Origin of the sequence: Treponema vincentii (genome assembly GCF_010365865.1) — a bacterium.
In the GTDB taxonomy this organism is placed as follows: domain Bacteria; phylum Spirochaetota; class Spirochaetia; order Treponematales; family Treponemataceae; genus Treponema.
The window spans coordinates 2,068,882-2,090,239 of sequence record NZ_CP048020.1; the positions used below are offsets into that span (position 1 = coordinate 2,068,882).

Annotated in this window: 12 protein-coding genes, 1 tRNA gene, 3 rRNA genes and 2 pseudogenes; 9 read left to right on the plus strand and 9 right to left on the minus strand. The window is 44.9% G+C overall.

The window, feature by feature from the left end; genetic code table 11:
• Positions 1-229 precede the first annotated feature (229 nt).
• The 4 genes and pseudogenes from murB to GWP43_RS09695 all read left to right on the plus strand — a co-directional run bounded on the left by murB (position 230) and on the right by GWP43_RS09695 (position 3,808).
• Positions 230-1,198 carry a UDP-N-acetylmuramate dehydrogenase gene (gene murB, locus GWP43_RS09680; protein WP_162663981.1) on the plus strand — a complete coding sequence of 323 codons (969 nt, stop codon included), beginning with the start codon at positions 230-232 and terminating at the stop codon, positions 1,196-1,198.
• A gap of 66 nt (positions 1,199-1,264) precedes the next feature.
• Positions 1,265-2,530 (plus strand): annotated as a pseudogene (locus tag GWP43_RS09685) (cyclic nucleotide-binding domain-containing protein).
• Positions 2,531-2,593: 63 nt separating this feature from the next.
• Entirely contained in the window at positions 2,594-3,226 is a 633-nt protein-coding gene (locus GWP43_RS09690; RefSeq protein WP_162663982.1) for a hypothetical protein, read from the plus strand.
• Positions 3,227-3,298: 72 nt separating this feature from the next.
• Positions 3,299-3,808 (plus strand): DUF192 domain-containing protein, encoded by a 510-nt coding sequence (locus tag GWP43_RS09695; RefSeq protein ID WP_162663983.1) that lies wholly within the window; start codon positions 3,299-3,301, stop codon positions 3,806-3,808.
• An 86-nt stretch (positions 3,809-3,894) separates the two neighbouring features.
• Here the strand turns inward: GWP43_RS09695 and GWP43_RS09700 are convergent, their stop codons facing one another.
• The 7 genes from GWP43_RS09700 to GWP43_RS09730 form a co-directional block, all read right to left on the minus strand.
• Positions 3,895-5,058 (minus strand): protein-glutamate methylesterase/protein-glutamine glutaminase, encoded by a 1,164-nt coding sequence (locus tag GWP43_RS09700; protein ID WP_162663984.1) that lies wholly within the window; start codon positions 5,056-5,058, stop codon positions 3,895-3,897.
• A gap of 83 nt (positions 5,059-5,141) precedes the next feature.
• Positions 5,142-5,960: a CheR family methyltransferase gene (locus GWP43_RS09705; protein ID WP_162663985.1), complete on the minus strand. Its 819-nt coding sequence runs from the start codon at positions 5,958-5,960 to the stop codon at positions 5,142-5,144.
• A gap of 68 nt (positions 5,961-6,028) precedes the next feature.
• Entirely contained in the window at positions 6,029-7,735 is a 1,707-nt protein-coding gene (locus GWP43_RS09710; RefSeq protein ID WP_162663986.1) for a DUF5312 domain-containing protein, read from the minus strand.
• Positions 7,736-7,810: 75 nt separating this feature from the next.
• Positions 7,811-7,925: ribosomal RNA gene (gene rrf, locus GWP43_RS09715) — 5S ribosomal RNA — on the minus strand.
• A 120-nt stretch (positions 7,926-8,045) separates the two neighbouring features.
• Positions 8,046-11,010: ribosomal RNA gene (locus GWP43_RS09720) — 23S ribosomal RNA — on the minus strand.
• 219 nt (positions 11,011-11,229) lie between these two features.
• Positions 11,230-11,303 (minus strand) — tRNA-Ile (locus tag GWP43_RS09725).
• 86 nt (positions 11,304-11,389) lie between these two features.
• Positions 11,390-12,937 (minus strand): 16S ribosomal RNA (locus GWP43_RS09730).
• Together the 16S, 23S and 5S rRNA genes with 1 tRNA gene alongside form the textbook arrangement of a ribosomal RNA operon.
• 852 nt (positions 12,938-13,789) lie before the next feature.
• On the opposite strand from GWP43_RS09730, the gene GWP43_RS09735 reads away from it, so the two are divergent.
• From GWP43_RS09735 to GWP43_RS09745, 3 genes are all read left to right on the plus strand, one after another.
• Positions 13,790-14,401, plus strand: a complete 612-nt coding sequence (locus GWP43_RS09735) for an HAD family hydrolase (RefSeq protein WP_162663987.1) — start codon at positions 13,790-13,792, stop codon at positions 14,399-14,401.
• Between the two features lie 157 nt (positions 14,402-14,558).
• Positions 14,559-15,815 carry a phosphoglycerate kinase gene (locus GWP43_RS09740; protein WP_162663988.1) on the plus strand — a complete coding sequence of 419 codons (1,257 nt, stop codon included), beginning with the start codon at positions 14,559-14,561 and terminating at the stop codon, positions 15,813-15,815.
• Positions 15,816-15,826: 11 nt separating this feature from the next.
• A complete protein-coding gene (locus GWP43_RS09745) occupies positions 15,827-16,189 on the plus strand; it encodes a DUF1667 domain-containing protein (protein ID WP_162663989.1) in 363 nt (120 codons plus the stop codon).
• A 225-nt stretch (positions 16,190-16,414) separates the two neighbouring features.
• On the opposite strand, the pseudogene thrS reads toward GWP43_RS09745, so the two are convergent.
• Positions 16,415-18,176 (minus strand): annotated as a pseudogene (gene thrS / locus GWP43_RS09750) (threonine--tRNA ligase).
• 148 nt (positions 18,177-18,324) lie between these two features.
• Here thrS and GWP43_RS09755 point away from each other — a divergent pair.
• Positions 18,325-19,368, plus strand: coding sequence for a threonine aldolase family protein (locus GWP43_RS09755; RefSeq protein ID WP_162663990.1), 1,044 nt, complete (start codon positions 18,325-18,327; stop codon positions 19,366-19,368).
• Positions 19,369-19,614: 246 nt separating this feature from the next.
• Here the strand turns inward: GWP43_RS09755 and GWP43_RS09760 are convergent, their stop codons facing one another.
• Positions 19,615-20,109, minus strand: a complete 495-nt coding sequence (locus GWP43_RS09760; protein WP_162663991.1) for a hypothetical protein — start codon at positions 20,107-20,109, stop codon at positions 19,615-19,617.
• 312 nt (positions 20,110-20,421) lie between these two features.
• Here GWP43_RS09760 and GWP43_RS09765 point away from each other — a divergent pair, with 312 nt between their 5' ends.
• On the plus strand, positions 20,422-21,336 hold the full coding sequence (locus GWP43_RS09765) for a DUF4349 domain-containing protein (RefSeq protein ID WP_162663992.1): 915 nt from the start codon (positions 20,422-20,424) through the stop codon (positions 21,334-21,336).
• Positions 21,337-21,358 lie beyond the last annotated feature (22 nt).

The window sequence follows — 21,358 nt, forward strand, 5'->3', positions numbered from 1 at the left end:
GATAACCAATTGGTATTTTTCTTGCCATTTCTGAAAATACATTTTCCGTAAGCCTTTTGAAAATAGCCTGTTAAAAAACGTACATCCGTGTACGTTTTTTAACGACAAGTTTTTCTAACGAAAAACTTGCTACTGCTTGCACCCACCGCCGTCCATGGCGGTTCTGATACGTATATTTTCAAAAGACAAGTCTTTTATAAATAGTGCCAATAGTATATAGTGTTTTAGTATGTTTAATCTAGGAGAAAAAGAGAAAAAAAACAGTTTTCCGGTCAAATTCCGTAAGATAATACAAGAAAACGTAAAATTAGGTTCATTTACGAGTTTCAAAATCGGCGGAAATGCCGATATATATATTACGCCTTCTTCGCCGGATGAATTGTCGGCAGCTCTGGCATTTATTCGAGAAGAACGTATACCGACAATACTACTGGGCGGGGGAACGAATCTGCTAATTCCTGATGAAGGGATACGGGGTGCCGTTATCCATACCGACCGCTTAAACAAGATTCGACTGCTGAACACTGGCAAAGAACCGCTCGTACAAGCGGAGGCAGGAACACTGATGAAGGATCTAACGGAATTCTGTGCAGAGTACGGCCTTGCCGGGTTGGAAGATTTCGCAGGACTTCCCGGAACCGTGGGCGGAGCGGTTTTTATGAATGCTCGCTGTTACGAAAAATCGATTTCCGATGTACTGATTTCCGTGTCAGCGTTGTATTTTTCTGGGAAAGAGTGCACACTACAGAAATATGACTGCAATAAAGGAGACTGGGGGTATAAACAATCGCCGTTCCAACCATCGGATAAACGATATGCAGTTATTAATGGTAACCGGCCGATAATTGTTTCCGCAACGTTTCGAGTTGAACAAGGGGATGCGATACTTATCCGTAAAATAATGGAGAACCGTATTGCGGATAGGACGGCAAAGGGGCATTTTAAACTCCCTTCGGCGGGCAGTGCCTTTAAAAATAATCACGCATTCGGAAAACCATCCGGTCAGCTGATAGACGAAGCGGGTTTACGCGGATTGCAGATAGGTGGCGCTCAGGTGGCACCGTGGCATGGAAATTTTATTGTGAATACCGGTTCTGCAACTGCGCAGGAGGTTGTAGAACTAATTGAGATTATTCGGAAACGAGTAAAAGATACAACAGGGTTTGAACTTGAACCGGAGATCATTTTTGCCGGATAGAGAGGTTATATACATTGCAGCAGGCTGGTATTATAATAAATATGCAGAAAATAAGAGGGTAATAAAGTGCTTCAACTATCTTTTGTAAATTTTAAACGTGGGTCTTATATCCTCATTGAGGGGAGAAATCCGATACCGACCGTTTTTATATTATTCAAAGCGGTCAAGTACAAATTGCAAAACAAAAAGAAGTTGTAGCGGAAGAAGAGGGGAATCTCCTCGGACCGGGCGACTTCTTAGGGGTTATTGCCTGTATGGCTCATCACAGTCAGATCGAAACAGCTGTCGCGGTTTCCGATGTCGTGCTTATTGCCGTACACTATGCGCAATTTCCCGAACTGATTGAAAAAAAACACTCCCATTGCAATGAAGATTATCTATTCTTTCAGTAGGAAGATGCGTTATTTAGACGAAGCCCTGACCCGAATCACCCTGAAACGGAATATCGAAACCGATATTTCCCATCTTTTCACTATCGGCGAATATTACCTGCGTATGTCGAAGTTTGAACTGGCGCTGTATGCCTACTACCATTACCTGAAAGAAAAACCGAATGGGCAGTTTGCCGAAACGGCACGAAAACGTTTTATGGCGATAAAGTCTACCGGCGTAAAGGCGCCGATTGAGATGCTCGAACCGGACACCAAGCAGATGGTGCGCGTGTATCACGGTGAATCAATGATTTTCTGTGAATGCCAGTCGGGGACGGAATTGTATATCATCCAAAAAGGCCGTGTAAAAATCTCCAAGATTGTAGATAACAGCGAAGTATTGCTTGCCGTCCTCAGAGAAGGAGATATGTTCGGAGAGATGGCGCTGCTCGAAAACAAACCACGATCGGCAACTGCTATCACCGCTGCGGAAGAGTGTCAGCTTTTAGCGGTAAACCGGCAAAACTTTAACCAAATGGTCACAACGCAACCTCAGCTGATTGCTCGCCTGACCACTACCCTCGCCGACCGTATTTGGGCTATGTACAAGCAACTGGCAAATACGCTCATCCCCGTTCCGATTGAAAAGATGTACGATATGCTGAGCATTCAGCTTGAAAAAATGCGGATACAGCCCGGCGCAGGTAAGCAGCATACCTTCTTATTCGGCCCCGCAGAACTCGCAAAAATGTGCAGCATTCCCAAAGAACAGGTAGCACAAGCTATTGCAGAATTTTTAATGACACCGATTGTACGCAGTACCGATGATAGCATCATCATCACCGATACGCTTGAGTTATCAAAGCAAACCGCGTACTTTAAAAAAATGCAGGAAATTGAGCAAGCACGCAAGCAATCCCGTGCCAACGAACCGACCTATCGCGGGAAACCGGTCTGGTAATACGCCGGACATCTTCTAAAAACTGAGGCCTTTAGAGGTACCCCGGTAAAAGCGAGGATTAAAATGAAAGTTCTTCCGTATGCGGCTTTTCTGATTTTGACCACTACACTGCCTTTAGCTGCAGCCGAGACTTTTACGTCGGCCGCAGAGCAATCCGGCAAAGCCGTTCAAACTTCCGCTGAAAATCCTGCAGTGACTCCTCCGACCAAAACAAACGGACAGCAAGTCAAAGCCGCGTTACCGGCTGAATACCGCAGTATCCGGCTCGGAATGGGTATTGACGCGGTAAAAGAGGCGCTCAAACAGGATGCCGTTTTCGGATATCGCGGCGAACGCGATGTTTCGTTGCTTCCGACGGAAAACAGAAGCCTTATCGAATCGGCAGGCTCTTACTTTATCAGTAGGTCGTGGTTCCAGTTTTATAAGGATAATCTCTATACAATGATCTTTAAGCTGAATACCGATACGGTCGATTACTATTCAGTCTACTCCAAATTTTGCGAAAAATACGGCGAGCCTGCCTCTATCAACCCGCAGCGGGCTGTCTGGGAGGACGAACATACCAGGGTAGTTATCGAGCGACCACTCATTGTGAAATATATTGATTTAACGGTATTCAACGAATTGATTTCTCAAAGTACGACCGAGAAGGCTGCGTCTGAAACGAACCGCCAAAACTTTATCGACGGGTTTTAGACGCAGGATATGGGGAGATTCTAAAAGTTAGCTACTTTCAGGCTACTCCCCGCTCTCATAGGGAAAATCACCATGTATTTTTATTCCATACAAAAACGCTTAAAACACACATCCGCCGTCTTATGCTTTCTTATTCTTGTAGCGGCAGCCGTATCTTGCACCAACGCGGAAAGACCGAAAAGAGAACCTATGACGATTCTCATCGAATCGAAAAGCACGAAAACGACGATTCCCATTGAAGTGGAACCCGCGGTAACCGCTCAAGAACAGGAACGCGGCTTTATGGATCGGAAGGAGATACCGGACGGTACCGGTATGATTTTTGTCTTTAAACGAGATCAAAAATTACGCTTTTGGATGAAAGACACTCCCCATCCGCTTTCCATTGCCTTTATCGATTCGACAGGCCGTATCCGAGAAATCTATGATATGCAGCCTTTCAGCTTGGACATTATCGCCAGCACCTATTCAGTGCGCTATGCCCTTGAAGTGGCGCAAGGGTATTTCGAGCGGGCAGGGATTAATGCCGGGGATAAGCTTAGTACGGAAAGCCTCGAACGCCTGAAAGCAGCGGCGGAGTAATGGCAGCTTGTCATCCAGACTGAAATACTCTTCAAATCGATACACAGCGCATATAATCCGCCAGAGTTTTTCATTTATATCATTGCTTAGGCAAACTCCCTCCCATAGCGATTTATAACGGATGCCATATTGCTTAAAGAAACTTGTTCCATTACTCCGCCCATTTCATAAGCAACGCGAGGCATACCATATACAATAGCAGACGCTTCATCTTGCCCGATAGTACGGGATCCTTCCTGATATAACCGCGTAAGGCTTGCAGCACCATCCTTGCCCATGCCCGTCATGATAATTCCAAGTGCGCGATTTTGGAACTGTTCTGCTACAGAAGCAAACAACACATCTGCACTCGGACGATGCCCGCTTTGAGGAGGGGCATCGGAAATATGAGCGATAACGCCAAGAGGTTTCTTTTCAACTAAAAGGTGTTTTCCCCCCTGTGCAATAAGAATGCGCCCCGGTTTTACAAGATCTCCTTCTTGTGCTTCTTTCACTTCCAATGGGCATATCTTATTTAGACTATTCGCAAATTCATAGGTAAATCCCGGAGGCATATGCTGTACGACAACAATCGGCTGTGGTAATTTCGGGTCTAATTCCGCAAATACTTCACGCAAGGCATTTGGTTCACCGGTAGAAATCCCAATTGCAATAATCTCAAGTTTCCCCGGCTGGCGAACTTGCATCGGTTTTTCAGCAGCTTGTGAAGGCGTCATAAATGCCGAACCGCTACTTACAACTGCATGCGTTTGAGGTGTTGTCTGTAAATGAGGCGTATGAATATAATGCTGGGCAGGAGCTGCCGAAACAGCCTTGATGCCGGCAGTAGCTTGCCTTTTCAATTGATATTGTCGACCATATGCCTGCAAAAATTCCACAAGCTGACTAGCGACCGTGGCCAAATTTGCCGATTCGGATCCGGAAGGCTTGGTAACAAAATCACTGGCACCGAGTTCCAAACAATCCATTGTGATACGGGCACCCTCTTTTGCAATACTGGAGAGGATAATTACCGGAATATCAATATTAAGCCTTTTTCGCTCGCGCAAAAATTCTATGCCGTTCATTTCCGGCATTTCGAGATCAAGCACAATAATATCGGGCTGAACGCGCTCTAACTTTTGTAATGCAAACCGCCCGTTCATCGCTTTATCAGCGACAGCCAGCCCGGGCGTCCCATCAATTATCTTTCCAATCAAACTCCGCATCAAGGCCGAATCATCTACTATTAAAACTTTTATATCTTCCATATTAAAACAACCTCCCGCATTTTCAGTAGATATGCTAAAATTTTATATATCCTTTTCGTATATAATTGCAACTATAAAGAACTTTACTTAACATTTTTTTGGTACAAACATGCCCATTGGGTTTTAAGAAACTCAAATTTTGTATCCATCCCGAATAAAGATTCTGAATGCCCGATAAAAAGAAATGAATGAGGCGCCATCGCATCCCAGAAACGATTAATAACAGCCTGTTGTGCGGGTTCATCAAAATAAATGATCACATTACGGCAAAAAAGAATATCGATGTTATTCCTATTGGCATCATGTTTTAAATTATGGTAATCAAACTTAACCATTTGCATAATCTCAGGATTCATCTGATAGCCATTTCCTTGTTTAGTTAAATACTGAGCCAAATAATCATCAGGAATTCCAACGACACGATTCTCCGGATAAAAGCCTTGCTTTCCGACAACCAGCGACTTAAAAGATAAATCGGAAGCGATAATATCAGCTGTGAACCCCGGTGGCAAATGCCGCTTCATAACCATAGCGATTGTATACGGTTCTTCGCCCGTGGAACACCCAGCACTCCAAATATGAATTTGCTTTTGCCCTGCGGCTTGTTTTATCTTGATAATCTCAGGAATAACATAATGAATTAAAGCATCGAAATGAGGTTGATTTCTGAAGAAACGAGTCAGATTAGTAGTAACCGAATCCAACATAATTTTCAGTTCTTCTTTATTGGAAGTCAGAATTTTATAATACGCATCAATATCATCCATTTTATTTTCGCGTAAACGATCTTTCAAACGACTTTCCAAAATAGATCGGTTTGTTACAGAAAAAGTGATACCGCTTTCATTGTATATTAAGTCTTTAAAGAGTTCAAAGTTACGGTCACTTAGAAATTCTGCCATATATTTTCCTCCTTATAGAGTATATGTTGCCCTATTTTTTTGTCAAGCAAACTGTTTTCTATTTGATACTACCAATCTGCTTCAATCTTATCTGCTTCCATTAGAATATTTGTTACCTCCTGCAATAATTTCTTTACACCTTCTACTCGTTTTCTAAAGTCTGCATTATCGTTTCCTTGGATATTCAACCAATTTAAAAGCGGGGCGTATACGCTATTTTTATTACCGTCAATAAAACCGTTGAGCAAAGCGCACAATATCTTAAGTGCATTTTGAGAAGAAGCAATAATTTGCTTAGCTTCGGTTTCAATACTTTTCATTAATGCTTCAAGGCTGCTTTTACTCTTTAAACTCGCTATCGTTTTTTCTCTTAATTGAAGAAATGCTGCCCCGATTTCACCCTCTGGGGATAAGCGTGATTCAAAAGTGTTGATACAACTCTGCTGTTTTTCCAATACGGTAAAAGCATTCGTATATTCCGCAAGATTCTCACGTCGATAAAAGTTCCCTTCCATCAACAACGTTTTTAACACCGGTTGCACAAAAGTTGGATATAATCTTGAAAAAAAAGACGCGAGAAAGCTAAATGAGAATTCACGCTTAAATTGAAGCACAAGCCAAGAATCTTCCCATGGGCGATAGGGCAAAGGCTCAAGTCGATCAGTTTTCAACAAATCGAGCATCTGGTGGCTCAATTGAACACGCCTCTGCTCCGAAGCCCATAGTTGCCACCGTTCAGCAAATCGTTTTTTCCATGCTACCTTAAAGAGTTGAAACCAATCTTCCCCCCCCTCAAGGCATTGAGGCTCCCAGTGTATAGATTTTAATGTATATCGGGCTAGATCTAAAATTGGAATTCTCACAGAAAACTCCCTAATTGTTTCCAAAGCATGAGAAGCTTGTGAGATGAATTCAACCGATTCTTCATCCATATTAACAGCTTTATCATTCAACTTATCTTGTTTTGATAGCAAAAATAAAGCTTGAAGTACGACATCCGGAATTGGCTTTATTGTACTGAGAACCGATGCAAGCATATTAATCTCTACAGAGAGCAGGAAAATTGAACATGATGGTTCAACTGCCGGATTTACGGTAAAGCATAAAACAGCTTTATCAATCGGTAATTCACAGAAATGCCGCATCCATTCAATTGCATTAGCCGCTTGGTACATTCCGGCTTTATAATCTGTCGTCATCAAAGAAAATGTTTCATCAATTTTCTTCAAAAGCTCAGATCGGAGGTTTGAATTCGCCTGCGAACTTGGAACACAGCTAAAAGGATCAGTATTGTACATTAATTTTGCATACACATCCGGTGCAACAAAAGAGCTTACTAATAAGTAAAAATTTCCCTTATCAGCATCATAAGCGGACAAAAGAGAGGTAAAAAAAAGTTGTGTTTTTCGTAATTCGCGCAACAATTCATAGAAATCTTTTGTAAAAACATTCTCTTTTATATTGATATATTGCTTGTACTCATGTTGCAGCCCCTTCCCAATACGTCGAATCAATTCTTCTTCATATACTTTTTCAATAGGTAATGCCTTAAAAAAAGACTTGAGATGCAACCATAAACGAATAAAGAAAGGTTCGTCATTTATTTGAATACTTTTTTGTACCTGAGTATCGCTCAGCAACGGCTCATTTTTAGAATCCGTCTGTATATCTTCAGACATCTTCATATTCTCAGCAATATGAGTGAGCATTGCCTGTGCTTCTTCCGTCGAAAGAGAATCAACCAACTTATCAAATGTAGAAACTTGAGGATTCATAAAGGAAATTATATACAAAACAGATAAAAAAAACTATAGGTTAGTTCCAAAATTTTGAGAGTTAAGTAAAAAAAAGCCCGGCAGCTACCTACTTTCCCACTCTGAATGAGCAGTATCATCGGCGTAATGAGAGCTTGACTTCCGTGTTCGGGATGGGAACGGGTATGACCTCTCCACTATGGCAACCGGGCAATAAAAGACGAAACAAAAAAGAAACGAAATTTATTAAATAAAGGGAAGCGCTTTATTATTGATAAGCGACAGGAAAGAAAGCGTAGAGTAAGGAAAAGAACAAAGAAGAGAAGATAATATGGTCAAGCCTCACGACTTATTAGTATTGCTCGGCTAGAACACATTACTGTGCTTAGACCTGCAACCTATCAACCTTGTAGTGTGCAAGGAGTCTTTAGCGGGGTTAAACCCCGAGGGATATGTAATCTTGAGGTGGGCTTCCCGCTTAGATGCCTTCAGCGGTTATCCCTTCCGAACGATAGCTACCCAGCACTTACCCTTGGCAGGATAACTGGTACACCAGAGGTTCGTCCACTTCGGTCCTCTCGTACTAAAAGCAGCCCCTCTCACATATCCAACGCCCATAGCAGATAGGGACCGAACTGTCTCGCGACGTTCTGAACCCAGCTCACGTACCGCTTTAATTGGCGAACAGCCAAACCCTTGGGACCTACTTCAGCCCCAGGATGCGATGAGCCGACATCGAGGTGCCAAACTTTCCCGTCGATGTGAACTCTTGGGGAAAATCAGCCTGTTATCCCCGGAGTACCTTTTATCCGTTAAGTGACGGCGCTTCCACTCGCGACCGCCAGATCACTAAGACCTACTTTCGTATCTGCTTGAGCTGTCACTCTTGCAGTTAAGCCTCCTTGTGCCTTTACACTCACTGCGTCGATTTCCAACCGACGTGAGGAGACCTTCGCGCACCTCCGTTACATTTTAGGAGGCGACCGCCCCAGTCAAACCGCCTGCCTACCACTGTTCCCATTCCGGCTTCACGGAACGGGTTAGAAACCTAATTCATCAAGGGTGGTATTTCACTTGGCAACTCCACTCACCCTAACGAGCAAGTTTCACTGTTTCCCACCTATTCTACACATGATAAACCAAGTCCCAATAGTAAGTTACGGTGAAGGTTCACGGGGTCTTTCCGTCTAACTATGGGTAACCGGCTTCTTTACCGGTATATAAATTTCACCGAGCCTCGCGTTGAGACAGTGCCCAGATACGTTACACCATTCGTGCGGGTCGGAACTTACCCGACAAGGAATTTCGCTACCTTAGGACCGTTATAGTTACGGCCGCCGTTTACCGGGGCTTCAATTAACAGCTTCGCATTACTGCTCACCGCTCCTCTTAACCTTCCGGCACCGGGCAGGTGTCACCACCTATACGTCTCATTACTGATTCGCAGATGGCTGTGTTTTTGATAAACAGTCGCCTGGGCCTGCTTTATGCTACCTCCACTCATTACTAAACAGAGGCCACACTTTTCCCTAAGTTACGTGTGCATTTTGCCGAGTTCCTTAACGCGAGTTCTCTCGAGCGCCTTAGATTTCTCATCCTACCTACCTGTGTCGGTTTACGGTACGGTCTTTTATAACCTAGCCTTAGACAGTATTTCCCGGCACCATGACTTACCCCGCTTCGCTTCTCTCATCGATCCACTCGCTGTCGCTTCTCACCTTGGATAGCGGATTTACCTACCATCCTTCATAACGGCTTAAATACTTCGACCGGAACAACCGTTCTCCGGCCGGGGGTCGCCTCATGCGTCCTGCCATCGAAATTATAAAAGGTATCGGAATATGAACCGATTTCCCATCGACTACGGCTTTCGCCCTCGCCTTAGGAGCCGACTAACCCTGGGCAGATGACCTTTACCCAGGAAACCTGAGGTTTTCGGCGGAAAGGAATCTCACCTTTCTTTTCGTGTACTTATACCTGCATTCTCTCTTCCATCCCCTCCAGTGCCCCTGTCAGGTACACCTTCATCAGTCCATGGAATGCTCCCCTACCGCCTTATGCTTTTAATGCATAAGACCCGTAGCTTCGGTATACTGCTTAGCCCCGTTACATTATCTGCGCATGTATACTCGACCAGTGAGCTATTACGCACTCTTTTAAGGAATGGCTGCTTCTAAGCCAACCTCCTGGCTGTCTAGGTATCCACACTTCATTTCACACTCAAGCAGTATTTCGGATCTTAGCTGACGGTCTGGGCTGTTTCCCTTTTGACTACGAACCTTGTCGCACGCAGTCTCACTCCTATACGTTGATTACCGGCATTCAGAGTTTGATTGGGTTTGGTAGGCGGTGAAGCCCCCTAGTCCATCCAGTGCTTTACCTCCGGTAATTTTGTATAAGGCTGTCCCTAAAGGCATTTCGGGGAGAACCAGCTATTTCCAGGTTTGTTTAGCCTTTCACTCCTAGTCACAAGTCATCCAAACCTTTTTTAACAGATTGTAGTTCGGTCCTCCACAGCGTTTTACCGCTGCTTCAACCTGCTCATGACTAGATCACTCTGGCTTCGGGTCTACGACATGCAACTCTTACTTCGCCCTTTTCAGACTCGGTTTCCCTCCGGCTCCGGAACTTCTATTCCTTAACCTCGCTGCATACCGTAACTCGCAGGCTCATTCTACAAAAGGCACGCTACCACCCATAAAGGGCTGTAACATCTTGTCGGTTTATGGTTTCAGGTTCTATTTCACTCCCCTCACCGGGGTTCTTTTCATCTTTCCCTCACGGTACTTGTCCGCTATCGGTAGCCAACTCGTATTTAGCCTTGGATCGTGGTCGACCCGGATTCCGACAGGATTTCTCGTGTCCCGCCGTACTCAGGTACTGCACCGGCAAGACGACTGTATTTCGCGTACGGGGATTTCACCCTCTCTGTCAGGCTTTCCCAAAACCTTTCCGCTATACATTCGCTTTATCACTTGCTGTACGTAAGCCCGTGCAGCCCTACAACCCCCGTTTAACGGGTTTGGGCTCTTCCAATTTCGCTCGCCACTACTTTCGGAATCTCTTTTGATGTCTTTTCCTTGAGTTACTTAGATGGTTCAGTTCACTCAGTATTGCTTTACCTCTCTATTTTATTCAAGAGTGTAATGATAGAATCACTCCTATCGGGTTACCCCATTCGGCTATCTCCGGATCACAGGATATGTGCTCCTCCCCGAAGCTTTTCGCAGCTTATCACGGCCTTCTTCGCCGGTCGGCTCCAAGACATCCACCATAAACCTATTCTTCGCTTGACCATATTATGTTCTCTTCTTAAAACGATCATCTATTCAACAACCGTTAAGAATTCTTCTTTTCACCTTATTTTTCACTCTCCAGTTCATCCCTTTACTTTAAATAAAGAAAATTCACCTTCAAGCATTCTTTCTTTCCCTTCCCTAGCTTTTCAAAGATCTCTTCGTAATATCATACTTTAACAATATTACCATCAGCCGGCTATTCACTCAGCTGTAAAATGGGCCTGATTAGAGTTGAACTAATGACCCCTTCCTTATCAGAGAAGTGCTCTAACCAACTGAGCTACAGGCCCGTATAAAAAAGGGAGGGAAAGAAGAGGAGATAAGCGGACGCTTTGTGTACAACTTACAAAGCATTTAGTATTTACCTTTCTCTAAGAAAGGAGGTGATCCAGCCGCACCTTCCGGTACGGCTACCTTGTTACGACTTCACCCTCCTTACCAAGCGTACCTTCGGCACCGTCCTCCTTTGCAGGTTAGACAAGCGACTTCGGGTACCCCCAACTCGGATGGTGTGACGGGCGGTGTGTACAAGGCTCGGGAACGTATTCACCGCGCCGTGCTGATGCGCGATTACTAGCGATTCCAACTTCATGAAGTCGAGTTTCAGACTTCAATCCGAACTACGATTGCTTTTTTGCGGTTTGCTCCACCTTACGGTCTCGCTTCGCTTTGTAGCAACCATTGTAGCACGTGTGTAGCCCTGGACATAAGGGCCATGATGACTTGACGTCATCCCCACCTTCCTCCGATTTGTCATCGGCAGTTCCGCCAGAGTCCTCAAGCTTTACCTGTTAGTAACTGGCAGTAGGGGTTGCGCTCGTTGCGGGACTTAACCCAACACCTCACGGCACGAGCTGACGACAGCCATGCAGCACCTGTCTAGCAGGGTATTGCTACCCGGCCTTATCTCTAAGACCTTCTACTAGATGTCAAACCCAGGTAAGGTTCCTCGCGTACCATCGAATTAAACCACATGCTCCACCGCTTGTGCGTACGTCAATTCCTTTGAGTTTCACCCTTGCGGGCATACTCCCCAGGCGGTACACTTATCGCGTTTGCTTTGGCACTGAAGCTCTTGCCCCAACACCTAGTGTACATCGTTTACAGTGTGGACTACCAGGGTATCTAATCCTGTTCGATCCCCACACTTTCGCATCTCAGCGTCAATTATCGGCCAGAAACCCGCCTTCGCCACCGGTGTTCTTCCAAATATCTACAGATTCCACCCCTACACTTGGAATTCCAGTTTCCCTTCCGTAATTCAAGCTATACAGTACCCAATGCTATTCTAGGGTTAAGCCCCAGGATTTCACATCAGGCTTACATAGCCGCCTACATGCCCTTTACGCCCAATAATTCCGAACAACGCTCGCCCCTTACGTGTTACCGCGGCTGCTGGCACGTAATTAGCCGGGGCTTATTCGTCGATTACCGTCATCAGATGAGCATTCCCTCTCACCCTTATTCTTCATCAACAAAAGGATTTTACAACTTTTCAGCCTTCTTCATCCACGCGGCGTCGCTCCGTCAGACTTCCGTCCATTGCGGAATATTCTTAGCTGCTGCCTCCCGTAGGAGTTTGGGGCCGTATCTCAGTCCCAATGTGTCCGTTCACCCTCTCAGGCCGGATACCCATCGTCGCCTTGGTGGGGCCTTTACCTCACCAACTAGCTAATGGGACGCAAGCTCATCCTCAAGCGAAGCCGTAGCTTCCTTTCCTCAACATCTCTTGTGATATGCCGAGTGTATTCGGTATTACCTGCTATTTCTAGCAGCTATCCCCATCTTAAGGGTAGATTACCCACGTGTTCCTCACCAGTCCGCCACTCTAGGAGAGAAGCAAGCTCCTCTCTTGCCGTTCGACTTGCATGCTTAAGACGCGCCGCCAGCGTTCGTTCTGAGCCAGGATCAAACTCTCCATTATTTTATTTCAAACACCCCGAAGGGCGTCTGATCTCAATAATTTTGAAAGCAAGTCCCGTTTCTTTTATTTTAGGAACGTTGACCTTTAAGAGAAAGAAAAAAAAATAACAATGCAAAGCAATTATTCATCACCCCGCACGCCCTCTTTCTCTCTCAATTCTTTGTTCTACGCTTATTTCCTTACCAAAGATTTTTCACTCTTTGGCTTTTTCTTCTTTCCCTTCCCTTTAATTTCAAAGACCAGTTTGCTTAACTGCGCTTCGCCTTGGCATCGCAGCAAGCGAAAAAGAATATATCAAAAAACTATTCGTTTTGTCAAGTACCTTTTGTTCTTTTTTATTTTTATTTTTTTAAGTTTTTTCATACATCAAAACCGGAAAAATAAAAAAACATCAACAACGCTTACCGTCTTTATACCGAAACATCAAAAAGAATAATCAACTTTTGCTGTTTTAAATACTGTTCGGTATCATCAACACCTACCTATAACAAACAGGTCTATTAGGTTGATAATAGAAGGAATTGGTAAACCCAAAGGCTTTTCATTCTTGCTACACTGCTTAGCTGCCCGACAGTCATGAAGTGCAACGGAAGATATAGTATCACATATTACCTCACACTGTCAACTATCTCATGCTACTTTTTTTGATAAAATCTACTTTCTTTCTCTTTGCATTCTATTTCTGCGATTCACTTCGCTTTTCCACCCTTTCATGGTTATTGAAATAGTGAACATCGCTCAAGGCAAATGTGTTTTGAGGAGGAACAATTACATCTGAAAGATTGCATCTTCTACTATTCACATCATCATATTTCAGTATATTGTTGTACTCAATATCGCAAGGAGCCTCTTATGATTAAAGCACTGATTTTAGATTACGGCAATGTGATTTCTTTAACCGACACGAAAGCTATCGATGAAGCAATGGCTGCTGAAACCGGTATCCCGGTGGAAGCATTTGGAAATCTTTACAGCACGCACCGTAGCGATTTTGATCGGGGAGTCATCAACGGTGAGGAAATGTACAGACGCTTGCTGCAAAATAACGGCTATGAAGAAGCCGCTAAAGATACCGGACTACTGAAGAAGATGGTAGATATTGATTTAGCCGGTTGGCGAACTTTAAATGATGCGGTATGTGATTGGGCTTTAAATATTCAAAAACAAGGTTTCAAACTGGGGATTCTTTCCAATATGCCGTATCAATTTTTAGATCGATATGAAAAAGAAATACCTCCCTTTGTGGCCGCCGATTACGCATGCTTTTCATGCCGATTGCATCTAATAAAACCCGAACCTGAAATTTACCTCAATTGTCTTGAAGGTTTAGGTATCAGTGCAGATGAAGCTGTTTTTTTCGATGACATGGAACGGAATATCGAGGCAGCTCAAAAACTTGGATTTCACGCTTTTGTATGGACGGGATTGACGCAAGCGCAAAAAGATTGGCTTTCTTGTCTGTAAGGCTGTTTAACTATAATTGCTGAGCGTTGCATTTTTTTATATAACAGAGTATATTTTTATCGGATATAAAACTCTTGGTAGGTGTTGTCATTTTGGAAGATGCGGGGTCGGCTGAACCGAGATACAAGCGCCGCCCCTAATATAACGGAGGTATACAATGGTTAAAACGGTAAGAGATGTAGATCTTCACGGCAAGCGTGTTATCATGCGGGTTGATTTTAATGTTCCGATGAAGGACGGGGTTGTGCAGGACGATACGCGAATCGTTGCAGCATTACCGACTATCAAATATATTTTAGAGCAAAAGCCGCGTTCGTTGGTGTTGATGAGCCACCTCGGCGATCCTGCCAAAGATTCAAAGAAAGCTGAGGAAAAAGCGGCTAAGGACGGCAAGCCGTTTGACAAAGAGGCCTACATCGCCGGTAAGCATAAGATGAAGCCGGTAGCGGCATATTTGGAAAAACTGTTAGGTATGCCCGTTCGGCTTGCCGATTCCTGCAAAGGACAAAAGGCGGTAGTCGATGCACTTCCCGAAGGCGGTATCTTGATGCTTGAGAATACGCGCTTCCATCCCGAAGAAACCTCGAAGGACACTGCAGAACAGGAAACACTTGCCAAAGAGCTTGCCTCCTACGGCGATGTATACGTCAACGACGCATTCGGAACTGCACACCGTGCTCATGCTTCTACGGCAACCATCGCAAAATTTATGAAGGTAAAAGTTGCCGGTTTTTTAATGGAGAAAGAAGTTAAATATATTGAACCGATGGTAAAAAATCCGCCCAAACCGATGGTCGCCATCATCGGCGGCGCAAAAGTTTCTTCAAAAATTGCCGTACTGGATAGTCTTTTGAAAAATGCCGCTGCGCTGATTATCGGCGGCGGTATGGCGTATACCTTCCTTAAAGCGCAAGGCCATTCAATCGGGAAATCCTTGGTGGAAGATGATTTTATCGACACGGCAAAGAAACTTTTAACCGATGCCGAGGCAAAGGGCGTTAAAATAATCCTGCCGGTAGACCATATTTGCGCCGCCTCTTTTGCCGCCGATGCAAAACCGGAAAGCGTGGACGGCTGCGACATCCCCGATTCGCTTATGGGAATGGATGTCGGGCATAAAACCATCGAATTGTACAAGGCAGAGATTTTGAACGCAAAGTCCATCGTATGGAACGGCCCGGTCGGCGTGTTTGAATTTGAAGCTTTCTCCCACGGAACGGAAGCGGTTGCCCGCCTTGTGGCCGAAGCAACCGGAAAAGGCGCAGTAACGGTAGTCGGCGGCGGCGACTCCGTTGCAGCCGTCAACAAGTTCCATCTTGCCGATAAAATGAGCCACGTATCTACCGGCGGCGGCGCCTCACTCGAATTTTTGGAAGGAAAAACGCTGCCGGGCATCGCCTGCCTCGATGCATAAACGAAGGTATCATGAAAGAATTTACCTGTGTTTCCTGCCCTATGGGCTGTAGACTCCGAGCAATTGAAAAAGACGGCGCCTACACAATAGAAGGATATAGCTGTAAGCGAGGGCTTGAGTACGGCTTGCAGGAAATGAAAGATCCTCGAAGAAATATCAGCTCGACGGTGCGCATTGAAAACGGCTTTTTATCGGCGCTTCCCGTTAAAACCGCTGCGCCTATTCCGAAAGGCATGATTTTTCAGGTGATGGCGGAGATCAACAAAATCAGGGTAACGGCACCGGTAAAGACAGGAGCAGTCATTATTCCCGACGTGCTGCATACGGGCATCGACATTGTCGCAACCCGCGATATGCCGTGCCGCGCTGAGTAGTGTATGATGCAATGGCGCCGATTTTGACACGCCATACAATCACGAGCCTATAACAAAACGGCCGGTAATTCTTGCTGAACTACCGGCCGTTGTCATTTATACATACTAGACCTGTTCAGAAACGGAAGTTTCCGAACAGGTTTATTTTCGGTCGAACATCTCTAGGGCATCTGAAAAAAAACTCAGGTATAGCATTTAGAGATGCTTCATCACTATATCTTTCCGTTAAAATTCTGCGCTTGTTGCAACGGTGTCGGTCTTGAGTTTTAAGAAAGCGGTAAATTCATCGACGGACATCGTTTTTTGCGCTCCTTTCAAAAGCCGGACGGTAACACTGTTGTTCTGCTTTTCCTTTTCGCCGACAACAAGCTGATACGGAATTTTTTGTTCCTGATACTTCCGTATCTTTGCATTCATACGGTCGGTATCAATATCAGCCTTTACGCGGAAGCCGGCTTTTGAAAGAGACGCGGCGATACTTTCGGCATATTCGTTAAATACGGGAGCGACGGGAATAACCATTGCCTGCACCGGAGAAAGCCACGGGGGCAGCGCGCCGCCAAATTGTTCAATCAAAATACCGATAAACCGCTCCAGCGAACCGAGTGCCGCGCGGTGCAGCATGACGGGCTGATGCTTTTTGGTTATCCTCTCCGATATACTCGGCATTCAGCCGGTCTTTAGAGGGCAGTTGATAGTCCGCCTGTATGGTACCGCATTGCCATTCTCGGCCAAGCGCATCGACAAGCGTAAACTCCAGCTTCGGCCCGTAAAATGCTCCTTCTCCGGGGGCGATCTCGTACTCAAGACCGGCGGCTTTACAGGCTTCCGCAAGCGCATTCTCTGCCCTATCCCACGTTGCATCATCGCCGACACGTTTTTCAGGCCGCGTAGAAAACTTGACGAGTATGGCTTTATCGTCAAAACCGAAATCCCGATAGAGCGATTTAAGCAGGTTACAGAACTTGCACACTTCGGAGGAAATTTGTTCTTCCGTACAGAAAATATGCGCGTCATCCTGCACAAAGCCGCGCACCCGCATAATCCCATGCAGCGAACCGGACGGTTCATTCCGCGTACAGGAGCCGAACTCCGCAATACGCAACGGCAAATCGCGGTAACTCTTTATTCCCTGTTTAAAGATTTCAACGTGCCCGGGACAGTTCATCGGTTTAAGCGCAAACACCCGTTTCTCGCTTTCGGTGATAAACATATTTTCCTTGTATTTTTCCCAGTGCCCCGACCGAAGCCAGAGACTCTGCGGCATAACAAAGGGGGTATTTACCTCAACATAGCCGTCTTCTTTAATCTTCTGGCGTACATGCTGCTGCACGGTTAAATAGAGCGTCCAGCCGTTCGGGTGCCAGAATACTTCGCCGGGATTGTCTTCTTCGATATGGAATAAATCGAGTTCCCGTCCTATTTTGCGGTGATCGTTTTTCTCCGCTTCCGCCTGCATCGTCAGATAGGTTTTAAGGTCATTGGGCGTTTCCCATGCCGTACCATAGATACGGGTCAGCATCGGACGTTTTTCATCGCCGCGCCAATAGGCTCCCGCAATTTTTTGCAGCTTAAAACTTTGAGCGTTAATTTCTTTTGAATTGGCAACATGCGGCCCTCTGCATAAATCAACAAAATTACCCGACCGGTAAATCGAGATTTCCGCATCTTGCGGTAAATCATTGATAAGTTCGCACTTATACGGTTGATCCTTAAAAAGCTCAAGCGCTTGTTGCCTACTGACGATTTCTTTTACAAAGTTCTGCGGAGTTGATAAAAGACGGCGCATTTCTTTTTCGATACGAGCAAGATCATCCTGCGTGATCGATGTCGGAAGGTCAAAATCATAATAAAATCCATGTTCAACGGCAGGCCCAATAGCGACCTTTGTGCCGGGGAATAAATTCATAACAGCTTCTGCCATTATGTGCGCAATACTGTGCCGTAGTAACGGTAATTTTTCTGATTTCGGTAATGAATACTTCATACACCCTCCCTTTTATATCTTCCATTATATAAATATAAATAAAAGCATACCGCCGAATTTTTAGGCTGTCAAGATACCATAAAACTGTCTGCATAAATGCTAGTCAAAAAATCTTGCGCAAAAGTCTGTTATCCGATAATCTGACAGTATGGAAACTCAGTATAAACTTTCTTTCGCTTCGGATTATATGGAAGGAGCACACCCTGCGATTATTCAGCGCCTCGTACAGACAAATATGGAACAGACGGCAGGCTACGGAACCGATGAATACTGCGAGCGGGCACGCAGCCTCATTAGAAAAGCCTGCAACTGTCCGGATGCGGCGGTGCATTTTCTTGTCGGCGGTACCCAGACAAACGCAACAGTTATCGATGCACTCCTTAACCGGTATGAGGGTGTTATCGCAGCTGAAACCGGTCATGTCGCTGTACACGAAGCGGGCGCGATAGAGTTCGGCGGGCATAAGGTACTCCCCCTTGCCTGCGACAAAGGTAAAATCACCGCCGCTTCGGTTAAGCGGTATCTACAGGATTTTTATGCGGACGGAAACTACGAGCACATGGTGCATCCGGGAATGGTGTACATCTCGCAGCCGACGGAATACGGAACGCTCTACACCAAGCAGGAGATGAGCGCGATCAGTGCAGTGTGCCGCGAGTATCATATTCCGCTGTATGTTGACGGAGCGCGGCTTGCGTATGCGCTTGCTTGCAAAGAAAACGATATAACGCTTGCCGACCTTGCAACGCTCTGCGATGCTTTTTATATCGGCGGCACCAAATGCGGAGCCCTCTTCGGCGAAGCGGTTGTTATTCCCGATCCGAAACGTAGCCCGCATTTTTTTACCATTATGAAACAACACGGCGCGTTACTCGCAAAAGGCCGCTTACTCGGTATTCAGTTTGAAACGCTTTTTACTGATGACCTATATCTCCGTATTGGGGAAAATGCAATTCGTGCGGCCGATACCATCCGCGCTTTTCTTGCTTCACACGGGTACGAACAATATTTTACCGCCCCGACAAATCAGATTTTTATCGTCCTTGACAATACACGCTATGCAGAACTTTCAAAAAAAATCACATTCGGTTTTTGGGAAAAGAAAGACGATTCGCACACCGTTGTCCGCATCGCAACCGACTGGGCAACCACGCCCGAAAACGTAGCAAAACTCCTACAGACGCTGGCGTAAACAACAAGGAGCTGTATAAAAAAGTCGATTAAATTTTTACTGCCGCCGCTTTGAATTGGATCGATTTTATCCTTGCCGCAACGGGAAAAATGAAAGATGGGGAGAAAAAATACATAAGCGAATGGTAATGTGAATGTGCCTATGTTTAGAATTCAGTCATTGTTATACAAAAACTTAATTTTAAAGCCGCGGGGATGACGAAAAAGCAACCGACTTTTAAGACATCCCTGCGCGCTCACTCTAACTCTAATGTTTTATAATATCAAACTTAGCTGACGTTATTTTTATGTCGAAGTGCGCATTATCGAATGTTTTTAAATCACCTTTCTGCAGCCAACCGCTGGTATAATCGCTTGGGAAATGTGCACCGCCATCGGAAGCTACTATTTTAATCAAATGAATATAGTCACAGCCGGCCTTATTTGTTGTCGCGCTTAAAAGGATATCTTTAAGCGTTACCGTCTTTTTTTCTCCGGCGTTAAAAGAAATAGCGCCGGATGTAGCGGTGTCTTCTTTAGTAAAGCTCTTAGTACTGGAACCGTTATAACTGCCGATGGCGGCATCTATACTTACGACAACGCTGCATTGCACCACGCTTTTATTTTCAAGTTCAAAAGTTATATCGGTTCGCTTATAAACAGGTTCGGTTTCATCAGCCTGACCTTTACAACTCGATATAAAAAAAACCATACCGATCAGCGCAACGAATGCACCGATAATAGACACGTTCTTCCGTTTCATAAAAAACTCCTTTCCGCATATTTGTGCGGATTATCACAGAAATGTACGTAAACGAACCTCTGACATATAGAACAAATTGCTAACCCGCTCTAATATATGAGGCGCGTTCACATTGTAAAATATCTTCTATATTACCTTAAATGTCAATACCCACAGCATAAAATACAGGGCTTCCGTATAGGAGCAGATTAGCTACTTACAAAAAAAATTGTCGAAAGAACATATCCATGCTATACTCGGCGTATGGATTTTTTACGGCAGACATTACCAACCGACACGAAACCGATATAAACCAAAAAGGAGCACCATTATATGAATCGTCATTGTATTTTTCTATCTTTTTTTATTATCTTTTCAGGAACGGTTGTCTTCAGCTCATGTGCTAAAAAAAGCGATTCGGTTTCAACTAGACAGGTATATGCCGAAGCTGAACATCCCGCAGGAGCGGTAAAAAATGCGGCATACGCAAAAGATGCAACCACTACTGATGTAGATACCGCCGATATGCAGCGTCCCTTAGACGGCACAGAGACTGCAAATACCGCTGCAATGCTCGAACGGCAGCTCATAAAAGAAGGCTCGATCAATTTTGAAACGCACGATATAGCGGAAACCCGTCAGCACATCGAATCACTCGTTCAAAAATACGGCGCGTATATCAGTCAAGAAGATGAGCGAGCAAGCTCTTCACGGATATATCAGAATATGACCGTCAGAATTCCTAAGGCTCATTTTGATGTATTCGTAACGGAGCTTTCCAGCGGCGTTAAAAAAATCGATGAAAAATCCGTTACCGTACAGGATGTAACGGAAGAGTTTATCGATAGTGCCGCACGTCTTGCCGTCAAAAAAGAAACGGAACAAGGATACCTGCGGCTGCTCAACCAAGCAAAAACAATCAAAGATATCCTCGATATTCAAAATGAACTGCAGGATATACGGTCTGATATAGAATCGATAGAAGGCAGACTGCGGTATCTGAAAAATTCCGTTAATTTCAGCATGCTGCATATCAGTATGTACCAACAGATAGAAGCCGCATCGGAAACCGGTTCACTTTTTATGCCGGTATGGGATGCAATAAAAGGCGGAGTACAGGCCTTTGCCGCAGTCTGTATCGCACTGTTGTATGGCTGGGTATTTATCGCCTTGGGAATAGCCGCAATTATCATCATACTGCGTCTACGGAAACGGCGGCGGAAGGATAAGGCAGAGAAAGCGCAATAGAAAATTTTATGTGAATGGGTAT